Raw genomic sequence first — 25,525 nt, 5'->3', positions numbered from 1 at the left:
CGGTGGGTTCGTCAGTACAAAGCCGGCCAACCCATGCAAGGCGGTAGCCCAAAGGGAAACGCCACCCACGTTACTCAGCAGGAACACGCCCGACTCGTTGCAGAGAACCGTGAGTTAGACAAACAGAATACCCATCTAAAATAACTTCTGGGCGAAAAAGACCTTGAAATTGCTATATTGCATGACCTATTAAAAAAAGCCAACCCTCACTTGCAGATAAAGTAGCCATTGCGCACAAGTGGATCACAGCCGGGTACAACGCTACTATCATGCTGCGCATAGTACACATGAACCCAAGCCGCATGCCACTTCGGGTGGACGTCCGTTTCCTGGTCATTCACTGACTGTGGGCGGCCGCAAGGTAAGTGATGAACAGATTAAGGAATGGATTATGGAGTCTATTTCCGGTGATGGTTACGCCTACGGGTACCGTAAGCTCACTCATATGCTTCGACAAGATCATGAGCTGGTGGTGAACGAGAAAAAGGTATACCGCCTGTGTAAGGAACTGGATATTCTGCGGCCACAACGGAACCTCCGTCGGAAACACCCGCGGAATTTGGCCCAGAACCGCACTATCACAGCGCCAAACCAGCGATACATTGCAGGAGAAGACCGGTTTTTCTTTGTGCTGTCGTACATTGACGTCTATGACAGGCAGATTGTGGGCTATCATATTGGTCTAACCTGTGAAGCCAGACATGCCGTTGAAACTTTTCGAGCAGCATTGTGGAAACGTCAGATTCTTCAAAGGAATTTACCATTACCCATCATCCGTTCGGATAATGGACCCCAGTTTGTAAGCCATCTGTTTGAATCGGAATGTGAGCGATGGAATGTCCTACACGAGAGAATACCGCCCAAGACACCGAATATGAACGCATATATCGAATCGTACCATCGGCTTCTTGAGGATGAATGCTTGTCGATGGGCGAGTTTCAGACCTATGCGGAGGATATCAGGCGGTCGTGGAATTCGTTAGCCGTTACAACAACCGCCGGTTGCACTCTAGTTTACACTACCTGTCGCCGGCCAAGTTTTACTGTCGTCATATCGAGACAGGATTGCAGCCCAGACATCCCGTGAGGGTGTGACGTAAATTGGTGCGTATCCGGAAGCCTTTGCCCTTTAAAAGCTTGAAGAAAAATTGCGAGAGAGCTTAATGTCGGGTGCATATGTCCAGTCTGCGGGGGTAAAGCAGGTCAGCTTACCCCGGAAAGGCAAAATCAGTAAAGCTCGTAAAGCATATCAAACGCAGAGCTGGTTCAAACGCCTCCAACGCTGGCGCGCTGGAGGGGAGGCTACTATTAGTCTTCTGAAGCGCAAATATGGATTACGCCGCAGCCTTTCCCGTGGATATGAGGGTACCATCACCTGGGTCGGTTATGGAATTTTGGCCTATAATTTAAACCGGGTGGCAACAATGGTTTAACAAGATGGGTGAAGCAGTTAGAGATTAACCCGGACTACAGTCCAGTAATAACTTTTCCCCTTAAGCGATGCAAAAGTGGATTTTTTCAGGGGGAACTAACTAATTTATCCTCTCTGCTATTGTCGAAGCTAGTTTCAATTCCTCATAGGTAGGCTGCGAACTGGGGAATTAATCCCCGTACCCGTATTAAAGAGAAGTTTCAATTCCTCATAGGTAGGCTGCGAACATAATATCCTTTATGCGAAATACCATTATCGCCTTATGTTTCAATTCCTCATAGGTAGGCTGCGAACTGGGAAAATACGCGGAGCCGCCTGTAAGGGAGCCGGTGTTTCAATTCCTCATAGGTAGGCTGCGAACCCGTTTATTCGCCGATTTTTCTATGTATGTAATGCGGTTTCAATTCCTCATAGGTAGGCTGCGAACTATACCGCTATTTTGGGCACTCTTTTTACTGGAATGTTTCAATTCCTCATAGGTAGGCTGCGAACTGGCTTATATGCCATTATATGCCTAGATGTCAGTATATGGGTTTCAATTCCTCATAGGTAGGCTGCGAACTGAGTACCAGGCAAATATGTTTACTGCCCGGTTGCTTGGTTTCAATTCCTCATAGGTAGGCTGCGAACTAACCAAGGAGGTTTGTAACGTGAAAACCTATGGAAGTTTCAATTCCTCATAGGTAGGCTGCGAACGCCTGGCTGGTGAGAAAAATTTTTGAGGTGTAAAGAGTTTCAATTCCTCATAGGTAGGCTGCGAACCTGCAATTGCGGAAGCAGTCCCCTGTACTGCTCGGCAAGTTTCAATTCCTCATAGGTAGGCTGCGAACATCCTTTTGACGGTTTAAATCCCCAGCTTAATCGCAGTTTCAATTCCTCATAGGTAGGCTGCGAACTGCACATCCGAAAAACAGCTCGCAGCTTTAATCCGGTTTCAATTCCTCATAGGTAGGCTGCGAACAAAAACTGCCCAGCTTGCGTGCTGGGAGGTTAATACGTTTCAATTCCTCATAGGTAGGCTGCGAACGGGGAAGGGGTTGTGGAATGTCCTGATTGTGAGGGGTTTCAATTCCTCATAGGTAGGCTGCGAACAGAATCCCGGTCAGCCGGTTTATACCGGCTTCCGCGTTTCAATTCCTCATAGGTAGGCTGCGAACAAAAACGCCGCCGATATGGAAATGTTATTTAGTAAGGGTTTCAATTCCTCATAGGTAGGCTGCGAACTGAAATGTAGCGAAAGAGGATTGAAGTAATGTACTAGTTTCAATTCCTCATAGGTAGGCTGCGAACTTCTGATGCCTTTACTCATACCCTCGTCTCCTTACAGTTTCAATTCCTCATAGGTAGGCTGCGAACAGCGGCGATTATGTTCTATTGCCCATACGAGGGCTTGTTTCAATTCCTCATAGGTAGGCTGCGAACTTTTTCCCGGCGACATGCCGGGAAAATTTTTTGTGTGTTTCAATTCCTCATAGGTAGGCTGCGAACGTGTTAAAACACTAAATACGGTAAACTATAGAACGTTGTTTCAATTCCTCATAGGTAGGCTGCGAACATTCTTCAGCAAAGGGATCCCACCATCCCCACTCTAGTTTCAATTCCTCATAGGTAGGCTGCGAACATATAGTACATGGATTTGTTTTGACTGATGCTGAACAGTTTCAATTCCTCATAGGTAGGCTGCGAACCCTGAATGGTATGTGAAAGATGCTTTTAAGCAGGCGTTTCAATTCCTCATAGGTAGGCTGCGAACTGACATCAACGACTTTCATATATCCTGACATCTATGGCAGTTTCAATTCCTCATAGGTAGGCTGCGAACATAATACCAACTATAATACTACCAACTAAATCAGCGTTTCAATTCCTCATAGGTAGGCTGCGAACGCAAAAACACCCGATAAGCAGGTAAGGAGTATGTTGGTTTCAATTCCTCATAGGTAGGCTGCGAACGGCCGAATCGCCAGCAGGCGGGTTGTTCGGGTCCTCGGTTTCAATTCCTCATAGGTAGGCTGCGAACTCTACTGGCAAGCCGGGGTCCTGTAAGACTGCCTGGAGTTTCAATTCCTCATAGGTAGGCTGCGAACTGTATCTGCCCACTCAATAGTTCCCGCCGCCTTTTCGTTTCAATTCCTCATAGGTAGGCTGCGAACTGCAAGGCCGGCCCCGCGTTCCTCGAGGGATTCCCGGTTTCAATTCCTCATAGGTAGGCTGCGAACTGCCGAACCCCTGGGCAGGCTTCTTCCCCAGGGCTAGTTTCAATTCCTCATAGGTAGGCTGCGAACCTGTTCTTCCCAGGGCGGGGTACGCCCGAACTGCCGGGTTTCAATTCCTCATAGGTAGGCTGCGAACGCGGTAACGGAAACGAAAACGGAAACGGAAAACGCGGTTTCAATTCCTCATAGGTAGGCTGCGAACTGAGGTGCCCCAGGGGGTCTGTCCGGTAATGCCAGTGTTTCAATTCCTCATAGGTAGGCTGCGAACGTAAAGCCGATCCGCGCTTGCTCCATATTGCCGGCGTTTCAATTCCTCATAGGTAGGCTGCGAACAGATTAATTGCATATTCCAAAGAAAGTGCGAAGGAGGTTTCAATTCCTCATAGGTAGGCTGCGAACTTATTCCATGCTGTGGAGAATGGTATTATGATCCCGGTTTCAATTCCTCATAGGTAGGCTGCGAACCCTAGAATTGCCTGTTGAACCTAACAGGCAATTTTGTTTCAATTCCTCATAGGTAGGCTGCGAACCTCCCGCCGCAACAATTATCGTTGCCGCAGGAACTACGTTTCAATTCCTCATAGGTAGGCTGCGAACTACCACCTGTCCGCCCGATCATCCGTGGTGCCGTGAGTTTCAATTCCTCATAGGTAGGCTGCGAACTCATGCGGCGGCCGGCCGGCTTTGCCGGCCGGGTGAGGTTTCAATTCCTCATAGGTAGGCTGCGAACTCGGTTTGGGCCGAATAAAAATTTTAGGAGGAGGAATTGTTTCAATTCCTCATAGGTAGGCTGCGAACGGGAAAAGGAAAATTGGGTATATAATCCAGAACCTAGTTTCAATTCCTCATAGGTAGGCTGCGAACTGATGTGATTAGATTTAATCAGTATGCCGAGATGTTGTTTCAATTCCTCATAGGTAGGCTGCGAACGAGCTATGCCAACGTGCCACCCCTGGGCCGTGGAAAATGTTTCAATTCCTCATAGGTAGGCTGCGAACGCTCGCCCGCCTTTTTTACTATGAATTTTTTATCACTCGTTTCAATTCCTCATAGGTAGGCTGCGAACGGGAGTGGAGGAGAAGTTAGTTCGCCAGAAGAACAATGTTTCAATTCCTCATAGGTAGGCTGCGAACTGTATCACTCACCGAAGGCTATATCTATGTGAGGGACGGGTTTCAATTCCTCATAGGTAGGCTGCGAACCCAGCCGGTTTATACCGGCTTCCGCTCAAGGGCTAAATGTTTCAATTCCTCATAGGTAGGCTGCGAACTGCTCTCGCCCGAAAAAATCCTAAAAAAATTTCCGGGTTTCAATTCCTCATAGGTAGGCTGCGAACCGAAGGCCGTCCAGCTGGATGAAGTTACGCCGAAACGGTTTCAATTCCTCATAGGTAGGCTGCGAACAAGGCAAAACGTGTTGGACGTAACACTGCCTACTTCGGTTTCAATTCCTCATAGGTAGGCTGCGAACGTGCAAGCCCGTACCTCCCCGAAAGGGGAGCCGCTGTTTCAATTCCTCATAGGTAGGCTGCGAACTTCCGCGTCCAATCGTATAACGTCATTACCGGGATGCGTTTCAATTCCTCATAGGTAGGCTGCGAACATAATACCAACTATAATACTACCAACTAAATCAGCGTTTCAATTCCTCATAGGTAGGCTGCGAACCCAGTAATAACTGTTACTGGTAGTCTAGATGAAAGAAGTTTCAATTCCTCATAGGTAGGCTGCGAACAATGCCCTCACTGCGGCGGCGAGTTTGAAGTCGATGTGTTTCAATTCCTCATAGGTAGGCTGCGAACAGACAGGCTAAAAATTGGTAGCGGTCTTATAAAAGGTTTCAATTCCTCATAGGTAGGCTGCGAACCAAGTCGTTTTTCTTTGTTAGCTTGCTTAATCATTTGTTTCAATTCCTCATAGGTAGGCTGCGAACTGCCGCCGGCGCCGTGATGTACCAGCGGATCCACCTGGTTTCAATTCCTCATAGGTAGGCTGCGAACGAAACTAGCCAAGATTGGATGGCATTGTATCCGTTGTTTCAATTCCTCATAGGTAGGCTGCGAACTTACAGGTTGCTTGAAGATATTAAAACAAAAAACTGTTTCAATTCCTCATAGGTAGGCTGCGAACAGAATGGTCTTTATTCGTTTGATAATGAACAGAAACGGTTTCAATTCCTCATAGGTAGGCTGCGAACCCATTATTATCATCCTCCATAAATATAGTCGATATTGTTTCAATTCCTCATAGGTAGGCTGCGAACTTGTATTAGCATTAAAACCTTAAACCCTATTAATTAGTTTCAATTCCTCATAGGTAGGCTGCGAACTCGGTATGAAATCGCTAGCAGATTGAAAAAATCTGTGTTTCAATTCCTCATAGGTAGGCTGCGAACTCTGCTTTTTTGTTGGCCATTATTGTAATCCTCCCTTGTTTCAATTCCTCATAGGTAGGCTGCGAACATATAATATGTTCCAGATTGTTGATCATGAAACTGGGTTTCAATTCCTCATAGGTAGGCTGCGAACTTGCACTATATTTGATTTTTCGCATATAATACTCTTGTTTCAATTCCTCATAGGTAGGCTGCGAACCTGGTATTAATCAGGAGAAGATCACGCAAAAGCTAAAGGTTTCAATTCCTCATAGGTAGGCTGCGAACTCAATGTTAAGCAATTGAGCAAACCTTTCTTTAATAAGTTTCAATTCCTCATAGGTAGGCTGCGAACATATACCGTCTTTTTTTTCTGAAGTCTACGTCTATAGTTTCAATTCCTCATAGGTAGGCTGCGAACCCAACGCATAAAACGGCAAATATAACCAAAATATACATGTTTCAATTCCTCATAGGTAGGCTGCGAACAAAAACTATAGCATTTAAGACGAATGAAGGATATTAGTTTCAATTCCTCATAGGTAGGCTGCGAACCTGGTGCGATGTGGCGGAGCTAATCAACCAGCATAACGTTTCAATTCCTCATAGGTAGGCTGCGAACACTTGGTGCTAATGCCAGTTTTATGTTTCAGGGAGGGTTTCAATTCCTCATAGGTAGGCTGCGAACTTCAAAGTAAAATTAATGCTTATTTGACGAAGTTAGTTTCAATTCCTCATAGGTAGGCTGCGAACTTGGACGTCGATTTTGCAGTAATTGCAATTCTTAAGAGTTTCAATTCCTCATAGGTAGGCTGCGAACCCAGCAGCGAGGCGGCGCCGGCTATCTTTTTCGCCAGTTTCAATTCCTCATAGGTAGGCTGCGAACGAAGAACATGGAAAAGAATGGGAAACGGTTTTTGATGGTTTCAATTCCTCATAGGTAGGCTGCGAACAAGATGAACTAATTATCAAGGATTATACGTTTTACCTGTTTCAATTCCTCATAGGTAGGCTGCGAACGAATCCCTCGGGCCTCCATCGGTCTCGATTACGTGAGTTTCAATTCCTCATAGGTAGGCTGCGAACCGAAGATGGATATTACTGCGATCGTTGTGGTAGTTGGTGTTTCAATTCCTCATAGGTAGGCTGCGAACCCGTGTTCTGCCGCCCGGTAATCAAGGTACTGACCGGTTTCAATTCCTCATAGGTAGGCTGCGAACTCGGCGGTGAACGCCCGGTGCATCCTTCTCGTCGGCGTTTCAATTCCTCATAGGTAGGCTGCGAACTAATATAACAATCTCCGGGTTGGCCGAACTCTGGACGTTTCAATTCCTCATAGGTAGGCTGCGAACGAAGAATTTCACCGCCTGGCTGCCACGTGGCCGGAAAGTTTCAATTCCTCATAGGTAGGCTGCGAACTGAAATGATTAATAGGGGCGGCGTTGTGATGACGGCGGTTTCAATTCCTCATAGGTAGGCTGCGAACCTGAATGTCCGGTATGCGGTAAATACAGATTGCGGGGTTTCAATTCCTCATAGGTAGGCTGCGAACAACGAAGGCGCTGATAAATTAACTCTCGCCTACGCGTTTCAATTCCTCATAGGTAGGCTGCGAACGGGCTGCCGGCTGCCGCATGAAAGCGCGGCTGTGGGGTTTCAATTCCTCATAGGTAGGCTGCGAACAAGTGAATATTCACCGGGTAATCTCCCAGGTTGGAGTTTCAATTCCTCATAGGTAGGCTGCGAACTAAAGTACAATCAGGAATTCCCCCGGGAGCACTATGCGTTTCAATTCCTCATAGGTAGGCTGCGAACCCAGTCTATCGCCAGCCCGTACTTAACCCAGATTACCGTTTCAATTCCTCATAGGTAGGCTGCGAACCATTGTTTCGATGTTGCGCTTATAAAACTCCATGACGGTTTCAATTCCTCATAGGTAGGCTGCGAACCAAGCTAAAAAGCCAGCGCGGTTTCACGGATGAAACTAGTTTCAATTCCTCATAGGTAGGCTGCGAACGCGGCCCTTGATTGAGCGCCGGCTGGCCGGGATGCTGTTTCAATTCCTCATAGGTAGGCTGCGAACGCGGGATCCTAAAGTCCGTGAACCCCTTACGTCCGGTTTCAATTCCTCATAGGTAGGCTGCGAACGAAAAAGGCGGCCCAGGCTGCTCTTGATGGCAATTTTGTTTCAATTCCTCATAGGTAGGCTGCGAACTTGAAGCGGAAATATATGCTTACTACGATACATTGGTTTCAATTCCTCATAGGTAGGCTGCGAACTACCGTCAATTACCGTCTGTATAATCTTCAATATATACGTTTCAATTCCTCATAGGTAGGCTGCGAACCGTTTATAGATTCCGTTGATGATACTGTCTGGCCGAGTTTCAATTCCTCATAGGTAGGCTGCGAACTAAGGTAGTAGGTGTTATTACTGTAGGTAGACCCGGTTTCAATTCCTCATAGGTAGGCTGCGAACTGAAGGAGGGGTAAAAAGTGTTTTCTTGGAGATGTGCGTTTCAATTCCTCATAGGTAGGCTGCGAACGAGGGTTCAAAGGTAAAGAAGGATATTGTCTTTTGAGTTTCAATTCCTCATAGGTAGGCTGCGAACCCAAACTGTGTCAGATACCCTCATGACTCCATTTAGTTTCAATTCCTCATAGGTAGGCTGCGAACCTGAACCAGGAACAAGTTTAAGGGCCGCCGGTTGGAGTTTCAATTCCTCATAGGTAGGCTGCGAACTCAATTTTTCAAAAAATTTGCGTCACCATAGCCCGGTTTCAATTCCTCATAGGTAGGCTGCGAACTGGGTCGCTGAGACAAAAGAGGCGGCCCCTGAAGCAAGTTTCAATTCCTCATAGGTAGGCTGCGAACGGTGACTGCGGCGGCGGCTGGGAATGTGACCGTAAAAGGTTTCAATTCCTCATAGGTAGGCTGCGAACAGGTTAGTGCCTAAAGTAGAACAAGGGAAATTATTTGTTTCAATTCCTCATAGGTAGGCTGCGAACTGGGATGGTCGAATGACCTCAAACCCTGGGGGATTAGTTTCAATTCCTCATAGGTAGGCTGCGAACTATCTGCCTCCACTCATCCTCCTTCCATTCTCCGGGGTTTCAATTCCTCATAGGTAGGCTGCGAACCCACCGCACCCCATACCATACGCCCACCGCCGAAACAGTTTCAATTCCTCATAGGTAGGCTGCGAACTTGGGTGGGCGATAAGAGCAATAAAAAATTCATAGCAGTTTCAATTCCTCATAGGTAGGCTGCGAACAGCTCAATCACAATGACCACCTATCCTATATATCTAAGTTTCAATTCCTCATAGGTAGGCTGCGAACGCTTGAGAATGGTGTTTTCATCCTGATCAGTCAGGGTTTCAATTCCTCATAGGTAGGCTGCGAACTCTTGATGGCGGTGTCAACATCATAAACAGCCCGGGTTTCAATTCCTCATAGGTAGGCTGCGAACTTAGCCAGCACCACCTCGTACTTGTTCAGCCCTGGATGTTTCAATTCCTCATAGGTAGGCTGCGAACTCTTAATACAGACCCTTTTATTCTTTTTCCAATTGAGTTTCAATTCCTCATAGGTAGGCTGCGAACGCAGGATTAGTCAATACATCTGCACCCGTATATGCAGTTTCAATTCCTCATAGGTAGGCTGCGAACTCGAGTGGCTGATTAATTTTAGTATCGAAAGAGGGTTGTTTCAATTCCTCATAGGTAGGCTGCGAACGCGTTTACTTTACTTATTCCCCTTCTTAGAGCATGAGTTTCAATTCCTCATAGGTAGGCTGCGAACTAACGCTGCCAATGTCAATGTGCCTTGGGAGGTGATTGTTTCAATTCCTCATAGGTAGGCTGCGAACTTGCGAACCCGCGGCGTAGGACCTCCTGTGCCCAGAGTTTCAATTCCTCATAGGTAGGCTGCGAACCATGTTCCTCCCGCCACCTTAGATCACTCTCCTTTTGTTTCAATTCCTCATAGGTAGGCTGCGAACTGCCCAGGACATGGCCAATAAGCTTTTTCCTCACCTGTTTCAATTCCTCATAGGTAGGCTGCGAACGGAAAGCGAGACCCGGGGTCAAAAACACCTGACGGGTTTCAATTCCTCATAGGTAGGCTGCGAACGCCTCCTTCCGACAGGAAGTTTAAAGGAAAAAGATATGTTTCAATTCCTCATAGGTAGGCTGCGAACTTGCTGCACATTTGGCCGAAATTGTGACAACTCCAGTTTCAATTCCTCATAGGTAGGCTGCGAACTTACCATTGCGGCCCTGTCTATCAGCCCCTTATCGGGTTTCAATTCCTCATAGGTAGGCTGCGAACTACCCGGCCTCGTAAAAGAAAAAGCCCTGGAAGCCGTGTTTCAATTCCTCATAGGTAGGCTGCGAACCACCGAGGAAGGCCGTTTGGCCCTTATCGGTGCCTAGTTTCAATTCCTCATAGGTAGGCTGCGAACCGTCCTGGAGAAGCTGGTCACTGGTATCTGTGTCGCGTTTCAATTCCTCATAGGTAGGCTGCGAACTAACGCTGCCAATGTCAATGTGCCTTGGGAGGTGATTGTTTCAATTCCTCATAGGTAGGCTGCGAACTAGCCTCTCCGGCGTCAGCAGGATCGCCCGGGCCAAAGTTTCAATTCCTCATAGGTAGGCTGCGAACCTACTACTTTTGAAAGCGCCGAGCCTGGTGAATTTGTTTCAATTCCTCATAGGTAGGCTGCGAACGTGATCGACCATGACCGTTGCCAACGTTCCTGAAGCGGGTTTCAATTCCTCATAGGTAGGCTGCGAACTTGAACGCCTGGGTGGGGAGGCGGGAAGGATGAAAAGTTTCAATTCCTCATAGGTAGGCTGCGAACCCGAATTCGGGGCAGGGTGTAAAATGTTGGCATATGCGTTTCAATTCCTCATAGGTAGGCTGCGAACGTAGCGGTTATCATGCTAGTGGCCCGCGCAGTTTTTAGTTTCAATTCCTCATAGGTAGGCTGCGAACAAAGAAAGTCCAAGAGGTATTTGTTGAACTCGGTGAAAGTTTCAATTCCTCATAGGTAGGCTGCGAACCCCCAACTTCCCGGTATTCCGCTATTACCCAGCCGGGTTTCAATTCCTCATAGGTAGGCTGCGAACGTATCGCTTCAAAAGTCTGTTCTTCAAGAAAGGACGGGTTTCAATTCCTCATAGGTAGGCTGCGAACCTCCTGAAGCATGGGTGCTCTTATGGGCGCTCGGAGGTTTCAATTCCTCATAGGTAGGCTGCGAACGAACCACCCAAACCGTAACTATTATTTCGGGAGGTGTTTCAATTCCTCATAGGTAGGCTGCGAACGTACCGAGCTTATCCCCCTGGTATCCGGTGTACTCGGGTTTCAATTCCTCATAGGTAGGCTGCGAACGCTGGCGTGGCGAGATGACACGCTCGGTTGCTGAGAAGTTTCAATTCCTCATAGGTAGGCTGCGAACGAATAATTCAGTGAGGTGAGGGATGATGGCTGACGAGTTTCAATTCCTCATAGGTAGGCTGCGAACACTAATAGGCCCCGAAGACACTGATTGGGAACCAAGGTTTCAATTCCTCATAGGTAGGCTGCGAACTACACAGCATCTGTTTCCGCCACCTGGGGCTGAAGGTTTCAATTCCTCATAGGTAGGCTGCGAACAGGCGAAGTAAAGTCAAGCGTTCCAGCAATGTCCAGGTTTCAATTCCTCATAGGTAGGCTGCGAACGCCGTCCCCGGGCTGTCGAATACGTCACCCGGAACGAGTTTCAATTCCTCATAGGTAGGCTGCGAACGAGTTAATCGCCACGTTCGCCGTCCCGTTGTTAACCAGTTTCAATTCCTCATAGGTAGGCTGCGAACATTGTTATCCACCATTCCGGAACGCCAAACGGGAATGGTTTCAATTCCTCATAGGTAGGCTGCGAACGTGCAGACGGGGCTTTAATTGTGGGTGATGATCTATAGTTTCAATTCCTCATAGGTAGGCTGCGAACCCAGCATAGATACCACCCAGACCGATGATACTGGCGACGTTTCAATTCCTCATAGGTAGGCTGCGAACCTGGTCGTATCGCCTGGCCTCCTGCCGCTTATGTTGTTTCAATTCCTCATAGGTAGGCTGCGAACGAAAACAGAACTGATTCCTATAGTAACGTTAACGATACGTTTCAATTCCTCATAGGTAGGCTGCGAACCGGCGAGTCCGCATGACCAGGCACGCCGCGGACCGGGGTTTCAATTCCTCATAGGTAGGCTGCGAACGCCGCAGTTGCTCTCTGGCGTACTCGGACACCTTCGGTTTCAATTCCTCATAGGTAGGCTGCGAACGCCCCAGCGGATATGCTTTTGCAGTTTTACCAAGGGTTTCAATTCCTCATAGGTAGGCTGCGAACTGGAAAGCGAGACCCGGGGTCAAAAACACCTGACGGGTTTCAATTCCTCATAGGTAGGCTGCGAACGGTTTGAGCGTATAAAAATCCCCAGCGGCGGCGGGAGTTTCAATTCCTCATAGGTAGGCTGCGAACCCATACCGTAGTAACTGATAAATTGCTCCGCAACTGGGTTTCAATTCCTCATAGGTAGGCTGCGAACTCGGCAAAGCTGAGATAAGGTTTTTGCGGGGGCGGTGTTTCAATTCCTCATAGGTAGGCTGCGAACTGGAACGACCCGGACGGCTGGAGTCTGGCTGAAGTAGGTTTCAATTCCTCATAGGTAGGCTGCGAACAGCTTGCTTGCACCGCTATTCAACGTCCTCTACCTCGTTTCAATTCCTCATAGGTAGGCTGCGAACTTATAAGACTCGCTCCTAATTTGCTTCCTAAATCCCGTTTCAATTCCTCATAGGTAGGCTGCGAACTTTGACCGCCGTCGCTCATCTGCTGGTTTTGGACCTGTTTCAATTCCTCATAGGTAGGCTGCGAACGCCTGCCGTGAGCTTATCCCTTATCCGCATCACCGGCTGTTTCAATTCCTCATAGGTAGGCTGCGAACTTAAGTCAGCTTACCCTTGATGGTTATGAGATTGAACGTTTCAATTCCTCATAGGTAGGCTGCGAACGTTTAAGAACTCTCATGCACTCATTAAATCCTTGTGGTTTCAATTCCTCATAGGTAGGCTGCGAACTTGCTCCATATTGCCGGCCAGTCCCAGTGGAGCTTGTTTCAATTCCTCATAGGTAGGCTGCGAACCATATCATCATTTCGCCTCCAATACCGGTACTCCCAGTTTCAATTCCTCATAGGTAGGCTGCGAACCCATTTATATACTAGTTTGGCTGCTTTTTTATTATAGCATATTTCCAGCAAAAACTTAATCTAAAGTAAAGGATACAGTAAAATCAAGGATTTTTTGATATCTTCACTGTCGTCGATCCCCGGGGGTTTTTACATTATTCAAGGTCGACGACATTTTTCCTGCTTATACTACAGGTTCCAGCATACCAAAGCCCTGGGAATTTTTGGCCCCGATGCCCGCGCTAAAGGCCAGGCGAATTAACTGCGGATCACCTGTTAGCATATATTTACCCAACCAGCCTTTAATTACTGTATCTTTATAATAAACTACTTTCATGTCGCTACCCTTTACGTTAACTGGATGTAATTCCAGTGGTACATCTGGCGGCAGGTTTATTCCCAGGACGGCAGCCTTCTTGAGAAGATTATTTCTTACCTGCTGCCCGAATTCTTTTTCTACAGGATGATAGTAATATGTCTTCTTTTTTCCATCAGGTGCTTGCAGGGTGGAATAGACGGTTACAGGGGAAATGGCTCTGCCTATTGCTTTGCCCGTACTGAAATCCGGCACAGGTATAACGGCGATTGTCCCAGGCAAGAATATGGTATCCCCCAGCCTTATTTCTTCTGCAGCGAGCATTGTTTCGGCAAAAACTTCTATGAACTGCTCCAGGGGGCTGCCAACTTTAAATTTTAGGGGGGAAGCAAATACTATTTTGCCATCTTTTATGGCTTTAACCCTGCCCAAAAGACGGGAAAAGACAAAAAGACGCAATATCCTTTCCCCGGCCGCATATCCTTTAGCATGTATCTCAGGCATTTTATCCTTGACCATACTGTAAATAAGTCCCTGCAGCAAATAGTTATAATGAATGGGTAAAACTGCATAATCGCCATTAGACGCGACCAGTTCGATCTGCAACTGCATTTAAATTCTTCCTTTCCACCTGACGTTAATAAATATTGCTCTCGCCGCCTTTAACAATGCCTATGGATTCCCTCTGGGAGTACCTTGTAGTCCGAAAGGTATAAAATATGACCGAGTCCTCGCTGGTATTAATAATACGCTTCAATTCCATCTTCAATTTTTTATAATTGGCTTCGGAAATCTCACCCTCCAGGACGGAGTTCTGTACCCAATAAAGGTATTTCCTGCTTATCTTTAAAACTTTGGCAACTCTTTTCTCGTTAACGTCATAAACTTCAATCACAAACATCTTTACCACCTGGCCAGGAAAGGTTCATATTCTTTTTCACCTATCAGGTGCTTTTCCAGCTTGTAGAGTTCCATTCTGATCAGGCGCCGGTAAGAAACATGGCGTCCCAGTTCCCGGTGCTGGATAGTGGTGGCAATCTTATCTTCATATTCTTTAATAAAAAGCGCCCGCCCGCTTTCGTTCAGGATTATGCCCCCCAGCTTTTTTTGAAAATGATTCTTTTTGATCATGCGTTTCCCTGTCAGGTTGAATATCAAACGGTCAACGATGATGGGTTTAAATATTTCGGCAACATCCAGGTTTAAGGAAAACCGTCGAAAATTGGACGTGTGCAGGAACCCTATCCTGGGATCCAGGTGGGTGCGGTAAATTTCGCTCAAAGTAGTAGTATAAAGCAATGTGTTGCCAAAACTGATGAGGGCGTTTAATTGGTTCTGGGGCGGCCTCCTGCTCCTTTCATTAAAAACGAAATCGGGATCACCGATGATAACATCGAAGGCGCCGTAGTACCTTTCCCGGATATTCCCCTCAATGGCCATCAGCTCCTCAATGCTATTCACCTTATCAACGGCAGGAGCGAGCTGGTCGATATATTCTAAAGTCTCACTTAAGTTTTTGCCACGGTTCTTGTAATATACGAGTACTTGCCTGATATTCTTTACAGCGCCGGTAACAAATGCCCGGGCGATTTTGATTCGCAGTTCAGGGGCCAGGTAATGCTCGGCCTGCTTGACAATCATATAACCAGAATTATAGTGCTCCCGCGGGTAATAACTGCCAACATAATAGTTATAGTGATTGTAAAAATGGAGAATTATTTCTTTCTCGGTCAGGAATTCCAGCAGGCGTTTATTAATGTTTAACTCACCAAAGATATGCAGCTCGCTTACATCCTCGACGGGGATGAATTTTTTCCCGTCCTCCATAATTAAACAGAGGGTGTTGCTTTCTCTTTTAAGCTCGCCGTCATTGAGAATATAAATAGATTTCTTCATGCTTTCACCCTTATTAAGCCCAGCAGTATTCGGCGTAGGCGCAGGGCCGGCACCACTTTGTCTTTACCGGGGGCGGTGGTAGGGATAAGCCTACTACCGCGCGCACGCCTTCTATAGCCCTTTCTACTTCTTCTATCCCCGTAGCATCAAGGGTTACTTCTTCTTTTTCCTTTTCCAGGGGAAATAGTAAAACACCGTTTAAATCAAGGCCATAGTTCTTTTTAAGGATATAGAGATAATATTTCAGCTGCAGGCGGGCGCTTTCCCTAGCATGGCTAGATTTTTTAATTTCGCCGATTACCACTTCTCCCCGCGGGCCTCGTACCAGGTCAATCTTGATATGGCCGACCTGGACTTCGTGCCGGTCACGGCTATAGGCTTTTTCATGCAGGAAACGGCCCAGGACAACATTATCGTCATTTTCATCCGGTGTCATCTGGCGGGCCATCAACCAGGCCTGGCGGGGGCAAATGGTGTAATACCATATGAGGGTACCGTTCACCGGCGGGAGACTTTCCTCAATCATGATCATTCTCCTCTATCAGCGCGGCAATCTTTACCGGGACAAACCCTGTTTCCCGCCGGTAAATACGTCCTATTCCTTCCCCCTGCACCAGCCACAGGTAGGGGAAAAGCTCCCTGATACACGGTTCCTCCCCGCCGTAAATCATGCCCCCTTCCCGCTGGTACCATTCCTCAAGGTACTTTTGGGGAACAGATATTGCGTGCCTTGTAATTTCTCTAAAGGCCCTTCTTCTTTTTTCGACTGCCTCCAGGTTATTTTTATCTTCCGACCCGGGCGGGCTGCAAATGCCGGTCAATAAATCCTGCAGCCTTGCGCCTTCCCCCTCTGCCGCACCATCAACCACCAGCATTATTTCATCAGGCCGCTTTTCGGCATACAGGTCGATATACTCACCCCATCTACCCTCACGGATGTTGCGCCAGAGGTCTGATTCTTTCACGGCCGCTTGTACGGCGCTAAAATAATCTTTGATTATCTCCCCGCAGTCCCTTTCATCAAAATGTTCCCTTAGAACATTGCGCGTTTGGTTTATGAGGGTCGAGTCGTAAATATAAGAAGCATAGCTCCTGCCGTTTTCATCTACCAGTTCCGCAATATAAACCTGCCCCCGTTGCCGCCCGGCATTGCGGTTGCAGCGACCGGCTACCTGGACGATGCTGTCCATAGGTCCCAGGTCCCGGAAGACCATGGCAAAATCCAGGTCAATACCCGCCTCTATCACCTGTGTGGCGATCAGGCAGCGCGGCTCCCCCTTTTCCTCTTTCTCTTTTAAAACCCGGAATATTTCCTCCCGGTGAACAGGGGTCAACCAGGCCGAAAGGAAGAAGGGATCCGCCCCCCTGTTTTTCATTGCCAAGTACATACGCAGGGCGGCTTCGCGGGTATTTAATACGATAAGACAATCGCTGGTCAAGGCCCCCCTGGCTACCAGAAAATCTGCCGCTTCTTCGAGGGACATCCGGCTTTTCTGCCAGTGAAATTCGTGCCTCACAGTGGGAAAGACCACCGGCCTGGGGACGAGCTCTTGTCCCGCTGTCAACCCGGGCTGGGTGGCGGTCATGAGAATAAAGGTGGTCCCCAACCGCTCTGATAACAGGGTCAACATCTTACCAAAACCCTGCCAGCAGGTGGCCGGAATAGACTGGGGTTCATCCAGGATGACAATGGCCCGGCTCAGGCGGTGAAAGGACATGGTGTCGTTGGCCCGCGGCGAAAAAAGGACTTCCCATAGCTTGGCCAGGGTGGTCACTATCACCGGCTCTTGCCAGTAACGGTAAAAAGCCAGAAACCGCCTGTTAGGGTCCTGGTCCTCCGCCCCTTCATCGGCCATTTCGTTGGTATAACTTAGATGGTGGTCCTCCATGACGACGGCGAAGAGTTCCCGCGCCACGGCGGCGTTCTGTTCCACCAGGCTTACAAAAGGCAGCACATAAATAATGCTTGCTGCCTTCAGGTTCCCGGCAACTTCCATGGCTGCCTGGAGGCCGGTAAGGGTTTTGCCGGCTCCGGTGGGCAGGGTGAGGGTATATATCCCCGGCTCTTTAATTATATTTAAGGAGTTGGCCACTACTTCCTCCCTCACCCGGCTGCGCCACTGGGCCAGCTTCCTGCCTCCCAGGGAGGATATATATTTGTCTAACTTTGCTTTGTCTATTGCCAGCGCCACATTCGCCAAATCACCACCCACCGCCTCCAGGCGGTCGGCTGCCACCAGCAGGGAGTAAAGCAGCCTCAGCTTGAGCCAGTCCGCTGCCATTTCCTCCTTTATGCCGTCAGGGTGATAAAGTTCCACCCCGCTAAAGATCAGGTCCTCCCACTGCTCTTCTTCTGGCAGCAGGTTAAGCCACCTGGAAATTCCACCCCCAAGTTCCTCAGCTATCCGGGCAGCTCCCGGCCACCAGGGCAGCCTTCTAACCGTATCTTTCCATTTGCTGTAATTATAGTTGCCCCAGAGCCGCTTTATATCAGCCAAATTTTCCAGGGCTGTATGGTGCCGCCGCACGGCTTCGGCACAAATAAGACTCCCGGTCCTGGCAAACACAAGTGCGGCCGAGGGTTCGGCATGGCCGAATTTAATGTGTTCCCCGGCCAGGCGCCGCTGAAAGAGGGGGTGGGCCTTGGCCAGGTCATGCAGGAGAATAGCCTCCTTTTCTTCCTGGCCAAGGCTAATACCGGCATGTTCCGCCATTTTATACGCAATGGCGGCTGTGCGCAAAAGGTGATCCTCCAGTTTCTTACCTTCGTGGCTGTAGATTTCACCAGGTTCCAAACCAGGCCACCCTCTCCTCCCCTACCTGGGAAACCGTCAATTTTCCTTTTTCTTTTAACCACAATCGCCCTTTGTTTTTAAAATCCAGGTAGACCACATTTACAGTCTCCTGCAGTCGGCGTTCCTCATCCAGGCGATAGGGCACCAGCTCGCGGTGGACAGCCCCGCTGCGCAGGACATCCACCTGTACCCCTTCATAGAGAGGTACGACTGTATTCACCCAGGTATTTTCAGCGATAACTTCTGTCTCGGCAAACTCGCCGCCATAAACGACATCTGCCAGGGCCCAGGCCACACCCAGGTAGGGAGTGTAAACAAACTCTCCACTTGCCAGGCGTCTTTTCAACTCAGGGTAGACGGCGCCGCCCCGCAGGTAAATGCGATAGGACGGCTTCTTCAAGAGCTGGTGCTTGGCCTGGATGTGCTCGCCCATATCGCCGCTGGGCGATTTAAATTTAATCATATTAACAGCCGTCATCATCCAGGAAGGCGCTTTTTTAAAGCTCAGGGCTACCTGCGTTCCGGACAGGTGACGCCAAAAATCCGCCCGCCAGGAACCCCGGGCAGCACCATGGTCAAAGCCGGCAATGGCTCCGATGAGTCCGGCGACTGCCGTCGGGGGTGGAAAAGGGAAGGAAACAAGCGAAGTGGTAGTGTACGGCTTCCTGAACATGGCCATATCGGCAGAAACGTCGAATACCAGGACCACCCCGATCACCTCAGCTCGATGTTACTAAAACCTAAAGCCTTGAGACCATCCTCCCCTTTCAGCCTCAGCTCGCGGTCTTTAATAATCCGGACGGTTTCAATATCATCCTTTTTCCCAACCATGGCATTTACCAGTGGTGTGACGTCAACCAGGACTTCATCCAAGCGCCGCAGGGCCTTTTGCCGGTCGCGGGTGAGCTCCTGCCCGTCCGCCGGGCAGAGAAGCAGCTTTTCATCCAGGGCGCCTATTTTGCCGTCAAAGCCGGTGCGGTATTTTATCTCCAGGTAGAAGCGCGCTTTATGCTCATTTTTGCTCCTGGTGATAAGGTTGTCAGTGCCCTGCCACAATGCTTCGGCAAGAGCCTCTAAGTCGGCATCATCTGCGCCTGTAATGCGCGCAGCGTACTGGTTGGCTATACCATAAACGGCGATTAGGGCAAAAGGTACTTTATACTCATTGCGGAAAGAGCGCTGCTCCTTCTCCCGGCCGCCCCGGCCCTCGGTGGCAAAGGCAGAGGTGCCCTGGATGAACTCAAAGGTAGCGGCATGGAGGGAACGGCCCCATTTAAACTGCACCGGGCCGGTCCAGGAGAAGGATTCGTTGCCCAGGGCAAAGGTCACGCCGAACAACCTGGTATCCAGGCACTCCCGCATGACTTCTCCCCCGCTTCCTTTGCCCGTCTCGCCCTTTAACTCCTCGAACCTGGCCTTCAAAGTCTTGGGTTCGCCGTCTACAAAAACCCTTTTGCCTTGCCGGACCCACTCATCCCGCACCGTGCGCTTAATGCGCACGTCGGAAACCAGCACCTGCTCCGTATCCTCATCATAGCGGGGGTGGTTTTCATTCAAGGGATCACCGTTGGGATTGGCGTCCTTAACCGTGTAGAGGAAAAGTATCTCGCGCCGGTTGGTAAAAGACATAACTCATTTACCTCCTGTGAGAAATTTATTTTATTCCGTTGTTTCCCCGTCTTTTTTGCCAAAAATCTTCCAGAAATAGCTGGAAGCATTGGCAAATCCGGTGGTGAAGGCGAAATTGCCGTCCACGCCCAGTTCCTGGTTCTCCCCTTTGAGGATTAGCCCGTTAGCTTCGGCTGCCAGGGCCGCTATCAGGCCGCTGTATTTCATAGTCTCCCTGTAGGCGGCTAAAAGCTGGGGCACCCGCGCCAGGAGTTTTTTCAACGCCTTCATGTTCAGGCGGCCAAACTCCAGCTGCTTGAAAAGGGGAGCACTGGCGATATCCTTTTCTCCTTCCACCTGACAGCGGGCCATATAGCCCAGCACCACCCCGGCCAAGAAAACACCCCTACCCACGGGTGTCTGCATGTAGGGATCCTTAAACTCATCCAGAAAGTCAAGCTTCATTATCTTCCCCCCTGTCGTTTACCCTGATCATGAATTCCGCCCAGGCATGGGCAAAAAGGATACTCTCTTTCACGCTGGACCAGCTATCGCTTTCGAAAATCAGCTTGCCCGTCCTGGCGTTGATTATCTTTTTGTATGCGGCCACAGGCAGCTTCTCGCCCTGCAGCATTCTGCTGATGACCTTGAGGGCGAAATCGCGGAAGACCTGCCGGTCGGCCTCGCTTTTGCCAGCAAAGCGGCTCAAGGTTACATAAAGGGACCTGATGGCTGAATCCAGAGAACGAAGGTCGTTATCCCAGCCGAAGAGGCACCGGACGGTTTCGCTCCACCGTGCTTCCAGGAAGGCCAGGCGCTCCGGCGGCACGTCTTCCACCATTAAATGCACCAGTTCCTGGGCGTTATTGCGTTCCCAGCAGACGAAATGAAAGGCCAGGCCGGTATCGCCCTGGCGGGCCAGTTGGGTAAAAAACCTCTCCTCCCTCTTTTCCCCCGGGCTTTGCAGGTGTTCGTCTTCCAGATTTGCCTCAATGTTTTTGAGGAGGGCAGTAAAAATAGGGGTCCTGGCTTCGCCCACCGCCTCAGGTATAGCCCACAGCCGCATTCCCGGCAGGATAGAGGCGTTGGCCAGCTTCCTTTCCGTATGTTCCCTGCCGCCTGACATTTTTTCCAGGCAGGATTGACAAATAGGAAAAGAAGCCTCCGCTCGTTCTTTTTCCAGGCCGGGCGCGAAGTTAACCTTATCATCGGTAGAAAACTTGAAGACTTTTTTTAACCCGGTTAAGTCGCCGCTCGCTTTCCCGCAAATGGCGCATACTAACCTTTCTCCTTTATTACACCCCCTGCCCTGCAGGGCTTCGGCCAGCTTGCGGCGGAAATAGGCCACAAAGGCCGGTATCTCCCCCGGGTAGAGAAAATTTCCGCCTTTCGCCGCGCCAAAGATTACAATATGGGACTGTTTGGGATCCAGGTCATCCAGCACCGCTTCGATTTTTTGCTCCAGGCCGGCCATGATCCTGTCTGCCGACCCGGAAGTTAGAGTACCCGTGGCCTCGTATTCCAGGAGCAGCTTGTTCCGGATCTTGAAAAAGTGGCTGTCCTTATCCCGGCGCCAGTCGCCCTTCTTGCCCAGTAAATATTCCCGGTTTTTATCTCTGCCTGCTTTGGGTTTGCCCAGCTTATGGATAGGCGTAAAGCCCCAGGTGGAAGCCGACCCCACCCGGTCGCGGTACAAATACTTCAGCTTCATTTCCGGCTCGGGCTGGAAGTGGGCCACGTCAATCCGGGCCACCCCCCGCACATCCAGGACCTCAGCTTCCGGGTCGGGCACGTCCAGGTAAACCCTGATCACCCGGCCCTCTTTCTCAAGGGGAAATTTTAGGTAGGGCTCCAGGCCTTCCCCTCCCCCCAGGTCCCCCAGGGCCCATATTGCTTGGAGAAATCCCAAAGTCTTATCACCTCCATATTTGATTCTATAAAGAAGCGAAATAACCATAACCTACCGCTGTTTTGGCTCCAATACCATATTCGCTAAGGGCATAGCGAAGCCATTTGGAAGCGGTGCTTAAAAAATCATGTCCGGCAAACTGCCCCCCGGCGATGGCCCGGTTGGCTGCCGGGTTTATGCCTAAGTAAAAGATCATCTCTGTCCCTGCTACCGTCAGGAAAAAAACCGGTACCGGATTATAATAATCGCCGGGTGGAATCCTTCCGCTGGTGTCCTGGTAGTACTTGGCATAATGGGAATTAATAATGTCAGGCACTATTTTGGGTGCCGCAGCCGGGTAGGCATCGAAGAAGTGTACCAGTCCTTTATGACTTTTCGACGTACCGTAATTGGTCCACCCAAAAATAGCCCGAAAACCCTCGTCAGCGACAGCCGCCTTTTCATCTCCCGCAAAAACTTCGCTGATTATTGTGTTGCGCACCAGGCCCTTTATAGCGCTGCCTGGGATAAAGGGAAAACCGTAGACAGGATGAAGGGTCAAGGCTGTTTCATAAACCGATTCCTGGCCCAGGCCTACAACAAACCGCCACTTAGGGGTAAGTTCAAGCCGTTCCAGGAGCAGACCCAGCCCATTGAGGGCTTTATCCCGCCTCGCATTTAGGGCCGGAAAATCTATTGAGGAAAAATCAGCTTTTATAAGTAAAGTGCCGGCCTTCTCCTTCTTATCTACCTTAAAAAACTTAAAACTTTTATCTTCGATGTCATATTTGGCTGCTTTATTGAGGAGAAGGCCAAAATTGTCGATTCTGGCAGGTAAAAACTTTAGAGTATCTTCTGGTAAAAACAACCTCAAATTATCTTCTGATGATTTACCCTTGGTATCGGTATCCTTCTGCCGGCGGAAGTCAGAATATTGCTTGTGCCGGTCCTGCTCTGGCCTGCCCCAAGTAGAATTATCCCTTTGCTGCTTAGCGGGACGGCGCGGCAGTTCCCGCCCGTCCACAAGGATCTTTATTATCTGCCCCTTTTCCCTTTCCACCTCACAATCAGCCCCATTGTAGCTGTCATCTGTTAATTCATAGAAGGACGGCAGGGGCATTTTTTTAGCGCCCAACCAAACTGTACCTGTATACCTGCCACTTTTTGCTTTCTGGATCACCAGTTTGCCCTTTTCAATCATCGGCAACACCTTCAATCAAGCCTTCAGCAAAGCGGCTAACCCATTTGAAAAGTGCCAGAACTTCTACCGTAACCATGCGGTAGGAAAAGGAATCAAGGGAAATTATTGCATCAACTAATTCTTTACCTCGCGCCACCAGGCCCCTTGCCACCAGCCATTGGGTCAACTGGTCATAAATAAGCTTATAGGCATATTCTTTCTTATTGGGATCATCCTTCTTTTTGGCGGCAATAAATGCCACGGTTGCCCCCAGGCCATTAGTTTTGATCAGAGTAGGTATTTTTTTGGCATAGGATTTATATTCTTTACTGGCTTGCAGTTCTTTCCCCTGCCTGGCGCAGTCATAGGCATAACGTGCCCGGCCCTGCTCTAATCCTGCAATCACCTTTTTAATCCTCCTCCAGGACCTTTAACCTTACTATCCCTTTACCAATGGTGGCATTGCCACCCAGTTGCAAGAATTCCGGCAGACCTTTTTGCCAGAAAGTGAGAACGGCCCTCTCTTCATCCCTGGCAAAAACGCCTTTATTGGTGTTAAAAACCGGCGAGGCCAGCGCCAGGGAATAAAGGACGCTTTCCTGGGGTAAATACTCTTCAGTAAATAAGGCCCCCTCCTGCACCGTACCTGTTTTGGGGTCGATCTTTGTCCTGGTGATTACCTCTGTGGACAGGTTGACAAAATCACGGAAATCATCATCCGCCAGGATTACCAAGTCTTTCTTCATCTTCGCGAACCAGTAGTCATAGCCCGATCCTGGAAATAGTTTACCGGCCAGCCAATCTGCCAGGCAGGTACAGGCAGTGTCTTCTTTTACTGCCAGGGTATATTCTTCCAGGATCAGGTGTTCACTGTTTACCATCAGCCCGCAACCCCGGGGTACCGTATACGCCGGCGGTACCTGTAAGCTATTTTTTATTCCAGCCATTCTTAACTCATGAAGAAACTTGGAAATGACTGCCGGGCAGCTCACCCACCCGAACACCCCGCGCATTGAGCGCACTGGAAACAACAGGAGCCTGGCATCGGTAAAACCCAGGGCGCCTGCATAGAGTTCTCCTTCCTCGGGTCCAAAGGCAAGGTTGATAGCTTCCTTCAGCTTGCTCTTTTCTTTAAGGGCAGGAAATTCTTGCACCAGGGGTTCCGGCAGCGAACCATTTGGTGTTTCGCTGAGTCCCTCGAAAGCTTCCCTAAGGCAGCCTTTCAAGCCGGAAGCTTCTACCTTAGGTATGCCGGTATGTTTTTCCCGCTGGATGGGCAGGTCGACTACTCCCAGGTCACTGCCGCAACCGGCATGGAGAGGCGTTTCTACAATGAGGAAAAAAGGACGCGCAGCTTTAAACATTCTTCAACCCCCTGTTAGCTTTTTAAAATTTGTTACCTAAGGGCTTTCTCAAAGTAATAACAATAAAATCCGGTTCTGTGAGCATATTCATCCGTTGCTTGAATTCTTTAATATACTCGCCATGATCAAAATCGCCCCTGACATAATCAAAAAGGCGCAGGCTCAGACCGTAAGGTTTAATAATGGGGGTATAGACAAGCCTGATCTGGCTCTTTCTGGTTGACTTGAAAATGTATTTGTCCCTGTCGGGGTTCTCGCCATGGCGGAGATCATTCTTTTCAGACAGCGAGTTTATGTATATTTGGAGTTCCTCTGTGGTCCGGAGTTTATTCTCTTTGATTAAACTCTCCAACCGGCCGTAGAGTTCCTGCAGGGCCTCGTTGATTTCCCGCTTGTTACCGCTGCTATCTTTGCTATAGCTGAACCCCTTCAAGACTTCTACCACGAAATAGTTGTGATACTTGTTCCAAAACATCCGGCCAATGGCATTTAATTCTGCGCATTCGCCTTCTTCCCAGATACAGGCCTGGAAATCTTCCTCTACTGGATGTTCTAATTTATATCGGCTCCAGTCATAAATTCCCCCGGCCAGGTCTTCAATGATATGGCTGTACTTCTCAAAAATACCCCAATTGATGTCCAGGGGTGCCTGGGGCAACCTGATAAGCTCATCGGTATCTTCGAATATGTAGTAGAGTGGAATATTGTTAAGCTGTCCCATAATGGTAATATAGGGGATAATCGCCTTGTAGCCACCAGTAAAATTAATAGCTATCTCTTTGCAGGTAAATGCTAGTTCTTCGATCCTGGCGATAAGGTTTATTAATCCTTCCTTTTCAAAACGTTTTCTATCCCATACCTGCAGGCCTTTGATAACATCTTTTTCCGGCTCAAAAAATATTTTCATTTCGTCCTTGAGGACCTGTTCAAGGACTTCGGCTACCAAGCGGGAAAGGATGGTATCCGTGGCCAGCAGCCGCACCTCTATTTCTTTAGTATTATGATGGCGAATGCTAAAGAGGCTTTTAATCTCAGCGCAGGTCTCTTTCTTCGCCTGGGCCCAGTTCAACAGGGCTCTTTTAATTTTGTTTATCCGCCGCTCGTTGTTATCCCAGTTTGACGCCGGTTCTTCCTTTAAATAAAGATAATCCATATCGATATCGGAGTGATTCTCGCGGTAATTTTCCAGCAAGGAGGTGCCCACAGTGGTAATAACCAGCAT

At 48.9% G+C, this 25,525-nt stretch carries 14 protein-coding genes, 2 pseudogenes and 1 CRISPR repeat array; of the genes and pseudogenes, 3 read left to right on the top strand and 13 right to left on the bottom strand.

All coding sequences use genetic code 11. From position 1 onward, the window contains the following. Positions 1-391: 391 nt before the first annotated feature. From MHFGQ_RS13905 to MHFGQ_RS02300, 3 genes and pseudogenes are all read left to right on the top strand, one after another. Positions 392-811: pseudogene (locus MHFGQ_RS13905) on the top strand (transposase); the annotation flags it as partial. A gap of 158 nt (positions 812-969) precedes the next feature. Then, positions 970-1,095: a hypothetical protein gene (locus MHFGQ_RS02305; RefSeq protein ID WP_277997002.1), complete on the top strand. Its 126-nt coding sequence runs from the start codon at positions 970-972 to the stop codon at positions 1,093-1,095. Between the two features lie 95 nt (positions 1,096-1,190). Further along, a pseudogene (locus MHFGQ_RS02300) lies at positions 1,191-1,433 on the top strand (transposase); the annotation flags it as partial. A 131-nt stretch (positions 1,434-1,564) separates the two neighbouring features. After that, a CRISPR array of direct repeats spans positions 1,565-13,277; the repeat unit is 30 nt; unit sequence GTTTCAATTCCTCATAGGTAGGCTGCGAAC. A gap of 163 nt (positions 13,278-13,440) precedes the next feature. Here MHFGQ_RS02300 and cas6 read toward each other — a convergent pair. From cas6 to MHFGQ_RS02235, 13 genes are read right to left on the bottom strand one after another with little or no spacing between them, the layout of a single operon-like run. Then, positions 13,441-14,184 carry a CRISPR-associated endoribonuclease Cas6 gene (cas6, locus tag MHFGQ_RS02295; protein ID WP_106004572.1) on the bottom strand — a complete coding sequence of 248 codons (744 nt, stop codon included), beginning with the start codon at positions 14,182-14,184 and terminating at the stop codon, positions 13,441-13,443. 25 nt (positions 14,185-14,209) lie between these two features. Then, entirely contained in the window at positions 14,210-14,473 is a 264-nt protein-coding gene (gene cas2, locus MHFGQ_RS02290; protein WP_106004573.1) for a CRISPR-associated endonuclease Cas2, read from the bottom strand. Positions 14,474-14,475: 2 nt separating this feature from the next. Further along, on the bottom strand, positions 14,476-15,468 hold the full coding sequence (cas1b, locus tag MHFGQ_RS02285; protein WP_106004574.1) for a type I-B CRISPR-associated endonuclease Cas1b: 993 nt from the start codon (positions 15,466-15,468) through the stop codon (positions 14,476-14,478). 13 nt (positions 15,469-15,481) lie between these two features. Next, complete coding sequence (gene cas4 / locus MHFGQ_RS02280) at positions 15,482-15,994, bottom strand: CRISPR-associated protein Cas4 (RefSeq protein ID WP_106004575.1); 513 nt, start codon at positions 15,992-15,994, stop codon at positions 15,482-15,484. Beyond that, on the bottom strand, positions 15,987-18,263 hold the full coding sequence (locus MHFGQ_RS02275) for a CRISPR-associated helicase/endonuclease Cas3 (protein ID WP_106004576.1): 2,277 nt from the start codon (positions 18,261-18,263) through the stop codon (positions 15,987-15,989). The genes cas4 and MHFGQ_RS02275 overlap by 8 nt, the downstream gene beginning before the upstream one ends. Next, positions 18,250-18,972, bottom strand: coding sequence for a type I-B CRISPR-associated protein Cas5b (gene cas5b, locus MHFGQ_RS02270; RefSeq protein WP_106004577.1), 723 nt, complete (start codon positions 18,970-18,972; stop codon positions 18,250-18,252). The genes MHFGQ_RS02275 and cas5b overlap by 14 nt, the downstream gene beginning before the upstream one ends. Positions 18,973-18,977: 5 nt before the next feature. Then, positions 18,978-19,892 carry a type I-B CRISPR-associated protein Cas7/Csh2 gene (cas7b, locus tag MHFGQ_RS02265; RefSeq protein WP_106004578.1) on the bottom strand — a complete coding sequence of 305 codons (915 nt, stop codon included), beginning with the start codon at positions 19,890-19,892 and terminating at the stop codon, positions 18,978-18,980. A gap of 30 nt (positions 19,893-19,922) precedes the next feature. After that, the gene (locus tag MHFGQ_RS02260; RefSeq protein WP_106004579.1) at positions 19,923-20,336 is read right to left on the bottom strand and encodes a TM1802 family CRISPR-associated protein; all 414 of its coding nucleotides are present in this window, start codon (positions 20,334-20,336) and stop codon (positions 19,923-19,925) included. Then, positions 20,326-21,780: a TM1802 family CRISPR-associated protein gene (locus tag MHFGQ_RS02255; RefSeq protein ID WP_170066152.1), complete on the bottom strand. Its 1,455-nt coding sequence runs from the start codon at positions 21,778-21,780 to the stop codon at positions 20,326-20,328. Before MHFGQ_RS02255 ends, MHFGQ_RS02260 begins: the two co-directional genes overlap by 11 nt. A 25-nt stretch (positions 21,781-21,805) precedes the next feature. After that, entirely contained in the window at positions 21,806-22,960 is a 1,155-nt protein-coding gene (gene cmr6, locus MHFGQ_RS02250) for a type III-B CRISPR module RAMP protein Cmr6 (protein ID WP_106004581.1), read from the bottom strand. Beyond that, positions 22,953-23,345 (bottom strand): type III-B CRISPR module-associated protein Cmr5, encoded by a 393-nt coding sequence (gene cmr5 / locus MHFGQ_RS02245; RefSeq protein ID WP_211292838.1) that lies wholly within the window; start codon positions 23,343-23,345, stop codon positions 22,953-22,955. Before cmr5 ends, cmr6 begins: the two co-directional genes overlap by 8 nt. Positions 23,346-23,349: 4 nt before the next feature. After that, complete coding sequence (gene cmr4 / locus MHFGQ_RS02240) at positions 23,350-24,303, bottom strand: type III-B CRISPR module RAMP protein Cmr4 (protein WP_106004583.1); 954 nt, start codon at positions 24,301-24,303, stop codon at positions 23,350-23,352. Between the two features lie 22 nt (positions 24,304-24,325). Then, positions 24,326-25,525 (bottom strand): putative CRISPR-associated protein, encoded by a 1,200-nt coding sequence (locus MHFGQ_RS02235; protein WP_106004584.1) that lies wholly within the window; start codon positions 25,523-25,525, stop codon positions 24,326-24,328.

The sequence above is a fragment of the Moorella humiferrea genome (assembly GCF_039233145.1).
Classification (GTDB): Bacteria; Bacillota; DSM-521; order Neomoorellales; family Neomoorellaceae; genus Neomoorella; species Neomoorella humiferrea.
Note: the sequence above shows the minus strand (reverse complement) of the source record. Positions and strands in the feature narration are given on the sequence as shown.